This is a genomic window from Gammaproteobacteria bacterium (genome assembly GCA_028819075.1).
GTDB lineage: Bacteria > Gemmatimonadota > Gemmatimonadetes > Longimicrobiales > Gaopeijiaceae > BD2-11.
Window position 1 is genome coordinate 22860 of the sequence record JAPPMM010000055.1, and the last position, 6174, is coordinate 29033.

A 6174-nucleotide genomic window follows, 5' to 3' on the forward strand; every position below is an offset into this window, starting at 1 on the left:
CTCGCCGTTTCACCCGGCGGATTTTCGCTCGCGCTCTTGCACGAAACGCCAGTCCTCGCGCTTGCGGGGAGGCGTGTTGAGGAGCGACTTCATGATGCTTTCGGGCGAGTCCGGGATCGGATCCGGCATCGGATATTCCACCGGACGGCCTCGCGCCTTCGGCTTCGTTGTCTTGCTCATCCGTTCTCCGGGTCAGAGGGTCATTTGCAGCGAGTGCTGAACTGGCTTGCCGGTGTAGGGGTCGGCGAGTGCGGGCAGCACGGGCATACGGCTGTCGAAGTAGTCGGCGATGGACCAGAGTTGCGCGCGCGGATATTCGGTCGCGCCGAGCCGCAGATTGCCGCGTTTCGCGGCCTCCACGTGCGCGCCCTTGGCCCGGATCGCGTTGACCGTGGCATAGACACCCATCGCGGCCTTCTCGCGCTCCAGGACGCCGAGGAAGTCCCTTAGCTGGCCCAACTGGTACTTGCCGCCCTTGACCTGCGCGAGCACCTGATCGGTCGCGCCGTTGTCGGGCTTCGCGAGCAGATAGCCCACGCCGTCTATCCCGCCGTCTCCCACTTGCTGGTCATTCGGGGCGAGTCCGGGAACGCGGGTCACGGCCCACTTCTCGAACTTGAACGGCTGTTCCCTCGCGAGCTTCGCGGCCCCGGCCAGATCGTAGGGATAGCCCTCCGTGGGAACCTTGAACTCCGGGAACCGCTTTGAGGCAATCAGGTCTATCGCGAATGGGCTGATGTCGATCCCCGCCCACTTCCGGTTGAGCTTGTGGGCCGCAGCCACCGCCGTCCCGCAGCCGCAGAAGGGATCAAGGATCAGGTCGCCGGGATCGCTGGAAGCCTTGATGATGCGTTCCAGCAACGCCAACGGCTTCTGTGTCGGGTAGCCAAGATTCTCTTTCGCTCGCCCGATAGGCTTGACATCAGTCCATATGTCCTGCAAAGAGACGCCCGGCATTTCGTCGAGATACCGCTTGTATCCGGGCACCCTGCCCGGTGCGGTCTGAACGATCCGTCCATCCTTCACAAGGCTGGCCATCCGCTCGCGCGAATACCGCCAGTAACGGGAAACGCCCATCACTTCGTAGTACGGATTACCCTTCGCCGCCCCCCCCCGGACCTGTGAGGTTGTCGATCCTGTACCGGCGACCCGTTCCCTTCTCACGATGGCGGTAGCTTCGGCGGATGTACTCGGGATCGTATGCCATGTAGACGGGGTTCCACGTCCACTGCGAGCCCTTGGAGTAGAACAGCAGGGTATCGTGAATGCGCCCATGTTGTCGGCGACCTTGCTTTGTGTCGTTGTGCGCCCCGGATCGCTTCCAGACGATTTCCGTTCGGAAGTTGCCGGCTCCGAAGATAACGTCCATGACAAGCTTGAGCCCGTGGCTGGCCGTCGGGTCGCAATGCAGGTATATGCTACCGGACGGCTTCAGGACGCGCCGCATGGCCGCGAGCCGTTCGGCCATGTAGGACAGGTATGCGAGCATCCCGCCTTCGCCGATCAGCGTGCGGAGCCCGACCACCGCCTTGTGCGCCGGATGCGCGGCTGCCCGTGCGATCCGGTCCACCCTCCGGGCCGCTGCATCGTCCCAGCGCCACGTGTCGTCGAACGCCCGGACCTGCGCGCTACGCCCGCCGTTCCGCTTCGGCCCGCCGTTCCCGAACAGCAGGTTGTAGCTGGTGTTCGAGTTGAACGGTGGATCGAGATAGATCAGGTCCACCGACTCGGCGGGGAAGCTGGGCAGCCATTCCAGGCAGTCCCCGTAGTAGAGCGTGTTGGCTTGCAGACTCATGGCCGGGGATCCGGATCCTCGCCACCGGCCAGCTTCATCGCGCCTTCGATGTCGCCAGCATCCCAACGCCTGACGGATTCGGCAAACCGTAGCTGCTGCTCGCGCGCTTCATGGCTGTCATCACCGGAGTACGATTCTCCTGTGCGCGGATCGCAGTTCGCTACGTCCTCATGCCAGTTGCCCATTTTCACCTGCCTTTTCCGTTTTCCCGGCCCGTTCACGCCGTCAGCTCCCGGTAGCGGAGCCGCTTACCCTCCAGCCCCCGGATGATAACCCGCATCTGCGCGAGCGTGTCCAATGGGCGGATGTTGTGGCGGCCCGCGAACTCGTTCACGTACCGCTGAAGATGCTTCTCCGACATCCGGTGATAGGTGCCCATGTACCCGCGCTTGAGCATCCCCCAGAACGATTCCATCCCGTTGGTGTGCGCCTGCCCCCGGACATACTCGCCGACGCTGTGACGGACCTTCTCGTGCTTCTTACGCCCCTTGTAGGTGCTCGTGCCGTCCGTGTAGACGGTCGCATTCGGGTCCGCGTGTCCATCGACGAACTCCGTGATGGTCGCGCCGTCCGTCCTGTCGATCACCTTCGCGGCAATCTGGTTGCTCGCCCGATCCTTCACGCCGACCACGGGAACCTTGCCGACCGGCCCGCGACCGGCCTTCAACTTGTCCTTTTCGTGCTTGTTCTTTTCCAGACCACCGATATAGGCCTCGTCAACCTCAATCGGGCCCGCGAACGGCGACTTGCCATCGTCCCACGCCTCGCGGAGACGATGCGCGAGAAACCATGCCGCCTTCTGGCTGATGCCGAGATCGCGGTGCAGCTCGGGGCCGGAAAATCAAGGGGTTTGGTTACGATTCGCCATAATCTCCTTCCAAAGCGGCCATCGGCCGGCCCTGCCGGTCGCAGAGCACGTAGTCGGACCTCGTGCCGTCGGGCAGCGTGTGCTCGAAGAGAACACTCGAACCATCCGTCAGATTCCAGTCCGCGTCGTGCATCAGATCGTCGATCTTGACGCGGGAGAAGGCTTCGGTCTTGGCGCTCATGCCCCTGCCCAAGGGTCCACGAGCTCGATCCCCATGTCCTCGAAATCGCGAACGTTGCGCGTCGCCAGCCTCATGCGGCGAGCCGCCGCGATGGCCGCGATCTGGCAATCCGCCGAAGCCACGGGACGCCCGGCGGAGCGGCGCGCGGCGGCAATGTAACCGTAGGCACGGGCGGCATCCCTGTCGAACGGGAGCACGCGGTCCTCGAAGGCGTCCCTCAGCATCGCCTCGATCTTTAAGAAGAGCGTCTCGCGTCGTCGGCCCATCGGCAGGATGGCGGCACCGTAGCGCAACTCCGCTTCACTCACGGCCGAAAGGAACAGGTCCTCCACGGGATGGCCCGAGACCCAGCGTGCGACGGAGGGTTCGGGAGATTCGCGCATCAACTCTGAGACGACGTTGGTGTCGAGCAGCATGGACATCGCTTTCGGACCTACTCGAAGGACGGCGGCTCACGCGCTGGATCGCGGTCGGGCAACTCCAGATCCACCCCGTTTTCCGGCCCGAAGTAGGAGCGGATGATGCTCGTCAGGTCCCGGGATCTCTTCGCGCGTCCGACGGCCTTGCGAAGGATCTGCCGGACTTCCTCCTCCATCGAGTGGCCGTTGCCGGCCGCCCGCACTCGCAGGCGGGTCCGTATGTCGTCGTCGAGGTTGCGGATCGTGATGCTTGCCATGGTTGTTCCTCCTTGCGCGACGACAAAGCTAGCCTCCTGCTTGCGTTGCAAGCAAGTTTCGACCGCTCGCGGTCCTTCCGAGATGCGGGGCGTTTTTCCGCCCCGCTGGCGGAGCTCTTCCGAGCCTCCGGGACGTTCTGACACAACCTGATACGTCATAAGCACTTAGGGAATTCCCCAATGGTTGTCTTCCGTGGCAACGGTCTTTCACCATTCATGCATGGAGACGCTGGAAGGGCAGTTCATTTCGCGGGTGGACGCGTTTCTCGGGGACTCGGGCGTAAGCCCGTCGGCACTCGGCATGAAGGCGGTGGGCGACCCGAACCTCATGCGCGAGATCGGCCGGGGCCGTTCGCCGTCGCTGAGGACGGCGGACCGGGTTCTCGCGTTCATTGCGGAGCAGGACGGGGCATCGGGCGGTGCGCGCGATCCGCCTCGACGCCCGAGTAGCCGAAGACCGACCAGAACGCGGAGAGCAACGAGGAGGAACAGGACGATGACCGAGAACACGATGGAGCAGAGGACGAATCCGCCGACCCGGTTTCTGCGGCTGCCCGAGGTGATGGAGCGCACCGGCTTGTCGCGGAGCACGATCTACGTGCGGATGGCCGCAGGGTGCTTCCCCCGACCGGTCGCCCTGGGCGGGCGAGCGGTGGGCTGGATCGAGGCCGAGGTGGACGAGTGGGTCCGCAACCGCATTGCCGAGAGCCGGTTCGAGGACGCCCGGGCCGATGGGCGCGTCGAGGCCGCGCCGGGCGGCTGAGGCCCGCCCGGTTCGATTATGCGGCGCGCTTCGCGGCGGCCGGAGAACAGCTTGTCGGGCGCGTCTTTGGTCGGTCAGCCAGCCGACTCCGTGTTGAACACGGAGGGCTGGCAAGGGGGCTTTCCGGCCCCCTTAGACCCCCAAACTGTCGCGCCGCTGCACGAGCAGCGGACGCGCGGGGACGACGCCCCCGAACCCCGTCGCCGGTGCGCTCATGGCTGAGGGGCATCGCACCGTGTTGGTCGCCGCCCGCGTCACGCCTGCGGAGCACGCCGCCTGGCGGGAGAAGGCCGCGGCGGCGGGCGTCTCTCCCTCCGTCCTGCTTCGCGAGGCGATGGCGCGGACGCATACGTGGACCGCGGCGGCGCGGTCCGTCGAGCGCGAGCGCACGCGCCAGATCGCGCGCATCGGTAACAACCTGAACCAGCTTGTCCGCTGGGCGAGCATGCGTAAGCCAAGTTGTATCTGTTGTGATCAATGGACTTACGACATTGGTGGGGTGGATTCTCGCCAATCGGTTCCCGCCGAATTGGATCAGGCCCGAACTCTCCGGTTCGCGAGCGCCTGCCTGAGCTGTCCCTCGTCCGCTCGCTGGTAGCACTGGAGAACCGTCTTGGCGTTCTTCCAACCGCCGAGGTCGCAGAGCACCTTGAGCGGTACGTTCATGAGGTCGGAGGCGAACTTCCGCCTGAGCGAGTGCCAGCCGCGACCGCGCTTCGGTTCCAGCGCCGCGAGTTCCTGGGCCTTCGTCCACCAGAAGCCCACCGGCGACCGGCCCACGCACCGCGAGACATCCGGCAGCGCGGGAAACACCGGCCCGTCATCCGTCCCGGTGCTCATCGCGCGCGCCTCCTCCAAAGCGGCCAACGCCTTATCGGTCACCGGCGTGGTGTGCTCGTATCCCGTCTTCTCGTGCTTCGCGCGCCACCGAACCGCTTGGCCCTCGAAATCGACATCCGACCACCTGAGTTTGCGGATGGCTCCGATGCGGTGCCCCGTTTCGTGTGCGAGCACGAGCGCCACATGGAACCGCCAGTCCACCTGCCTAGACACCTTCAACAGGGCCTGATACTCCTCCTCGGTGAGGACGATCCGGGTGGGGTTCTTCTCCTTGGGCTTCTTGAGACCCTTCAGCGGATTCCGGTCGAGCAGCGGACGGCCCCTCTCGTCCTTCGACCTCGTGGCCCAGTTGAGAACCGCCATCAGGAACGTCAGGTCCCACTCGATGGTCCGGTTGGACACGGGCCTGCCCGAGATGCCGACCCTGCCAGCGCGCCGCGCCGCGATAAACCGGTCCCAGTCCCGTTGCGAAAGCGTCGCCGGGTCACGGTCCCTGCCGAAGAACCGGAGGAACATCCCCGTCGCGGTTCTGTCGCGCGCCCGTGTATGCTGGGCCTTGGATGGCGTCACCTCTTCGCCGTAGATGTCAAAAAGCGTCCCCAGCGTGAGCGGCTCGGGCTTGGCTTCCGCCTTGCCGTTCAGGTCCGGGCCTGCGAACCCTGCGGCGAATTCGTCCGCCTGCCGTTTCGCGCGCCGCCAGTCGCGGTGTCCCAGCGACCGACTTCGCCTGCGCCCGTTCTCGCGCCACTCAATCTGGAAGTTGCCGGTCTTCGGATCCGGGAAGATCCGGACTCGGTTGCGGCCCCATTCGCCAGCGCCGTACGAGCGCCGACTTCGTTTCGTGCGTGCCATCGTTCGATTCCTCCTCGATTCGATGGACCGCACGATCTGCGCGAAGGAAGTATCGCGCAGGGCAGTTGCGTCGTCCAGAGTTGGCGCCCCGTCAGGCGTTGGCGCGGGCGCGCCACGGGGGCGTGAGTTTCTGCGGTTTGTGGAGGAGCCAGATGTGATGGAATGGACGCCCCCTCCCGACAGCCTCACAATTCACCGA

The 6174-nt window shown here is 65.1% G+C and carries 10 protein-coding genes; 1 reads left to right on the forward strand and 9 read right to left on the reverse strand.

The window, feature by feature from the left end; all coding sequences use genetic code 11:
* Positions 1-9: 9 nt before the first annotated feature.
* The 8 genes from OXU32_15525 to OXU32_15560 are packed head-to-tail and all read right to left on the reverse strand — an operon-like array spanning position 10 to position 3520.
* Positions 10-180, reverse strand: coding sequence for a hypothetical protein (locus tag OXU32_15525; protein MDE0075365.1), 171 nt, complete (start codon positions 178-180; stop codon positions 10-12).
* A 12-nt stretch (positions 181-192) separates the two neighbouring features.
* On the reverse strand, positions 193-1077 hold the full coding sequence (locus OXU32_15530) for a site-specific DNA-methyltransferase (GenBank protein ID MDE0075366.1): 885 nt from the start codon (positions 1075-1077) through the stop codon (positions 193-195).
* A 16-nt stretch (positions 1078-1093) separates the two neighbouring features.
* The gene (locus tag OXU32_15535) at positions 1094-1795 is read right to left on the reverse strand and encodes a DNA methyltransferase (protein ID MDE0075367.1); all 702 of its coding nucleotides are present in this window, start codon (positions 1793-1795) and stop codon (positions 1094-1096) included.
* Positions 1792-1986 (reverse strand): hypothetical protein, encoded by a 195-nt coding sequence (locus OXU32_15540; GenBank protein MDE0075368.1) that lies wholly within the window; start codon positions 1984-1986, stop codon positions 1792-1794. The genes OXU32_15535 and OXU32_15540 overlap by 4 nt, the downstream gene beginning before the upstream one ends.
* A 26-nt stretch (positions 1987-2012) precedes the next feature.
* On the reverse strand, positions 2013-2621 hold the full coding sequence (locus tag OXU32_15545; GenBank protein ID MDE0075369.1) for an IS1595 family transposase: 609 nt from the start codon (positions 2619-2621) through the stop codon (positions 2013-2015).
* A 28-nt stretch (positions 2622-2649) separates the two neighbouring features.
* A complete protein-coding gene (locus OXU32_15550; protein ID MDE0075370.1) occupies positions 2650-2844 on the reverse strand; it encodes a hypothetical protein in 195 nt (64 codons plus the stop codon).
* Positions 2841-3266: a type II toxin-antitoxin system VapC family toxin gene (locus tag OXU32_15555; GenBank protein ID MDE0075371.1), complete on the reverse strand. Its 426-nt coding sequence runs from the start codon at positions 3264-3266 to the stop codon at positions 2841-2843. The genes OXU32_15550 and OXU32_15555 overlap by 4 nt, the downstream gene beginning before the upstream one ends.
* Positions 3267-3277: 11 nt before the next feature.
* Positions 3278-3520 carry a plasmid stabilization protein gene (locus OXU32_15560; GenBank protein ID MDE0075372.1) on the reverse strand — a complete coding sequence of 81 codons (243 nt, stop codon included), beginning with the start codon at positions 3518-3520 and terminating at the stop codon, positions 3278-3280.
* A 511-nt stretch (positions 3521-4031) separates the two neighbouring features.
* On the opposite strand from OXU32_15560, the gene OXU32_15565 reads away from it, so the two are divergent.
* Positions 4032-4283: an AlpA family transcriptional regulator gene (locus tag OXU32_15565; GenBank protein MDE0075373.1), complete on the forward strand. Its 252-nt coding sequence runs from the start codon at positions 4032-4034 to the stop codon at positions 4281-4283.
* A 534-nt stretch (positions 4284-4817) separates the two neighbouring features.
* Here OXU32_15565 and OXU32_15570 read toward each other — a convergent pair.
* The gene (locus OXU32_15570) at positions 4818-5975 is read right to left on the reverse strand and encodes a site-specific integrase (protein ID MDE0075374.1); all 1158 of its coding nucleotides are present in this window, start codon (positions 5973-5975) and stop codon (positions 4818-4820) included.
* Between the last annotated feature and the right edge of the window lie 199 nt (positions 5976-6174).

Bases quoted from the DNA above. Each gene is read 5' to 3' on its own strand.
- OXU32_15560 (MDE0075372.1), bottom strand. From the start codon at position 3,520: ATGGCAAGCATCACGATCCGCAACCTCGACGACGACATACGGACCCGC.
- OXU32_15555 (MDE0075371.1), bottom strand. From the start codon at position 3,266: ATGTCCATGCTGCTCGACACCAACGTCGTCTCAGAGTTGATGCGCGAA.
- OXU32_15535 (MDE0075367.1), bottom strand. From the start codon at position 1,795: ATGAGTCTGCAAGCCAACACGCTCTACTACGGGGACTGCCTGGAATGG.
- OXU32_15530 (MDE0075366.1), bottom strand. From the start codon at position 1,077: ATGGGCGTTTCCCGTTACTGGCGGTATTCGCGCGAGCGGATGGCCAGC.
- OXU32_15565 (MDE0075373.1), top strand. From the start codon at position 4,032: ATGGAGCAGAGGACGAATCCGCCGACCCGGTTTCTGCGGCTGCCCGAG.
- OXU32_15570 (MDE0075374.1), bottom strand. From the start codon at position 5,975: ATGGCACGCACGAAACGAAGTCGGCGCTCGTACGGCGCTGGCGAATGG.
- OXU32_15550 (MDE0075370.1), bottom strand. From the start codon at position 2,844: ATGAGCGCCAAGACCGAAGCCTTCTCCCGCGTCAAGATCGACGATCTG.
- OXU32_15525 (MDE0075365.1), bottom strand. From the start codon at position 180: ATGAGCAAGACAACGAAGCCGAAGGCGCGAGGCCGTCCGGTGGAATAT.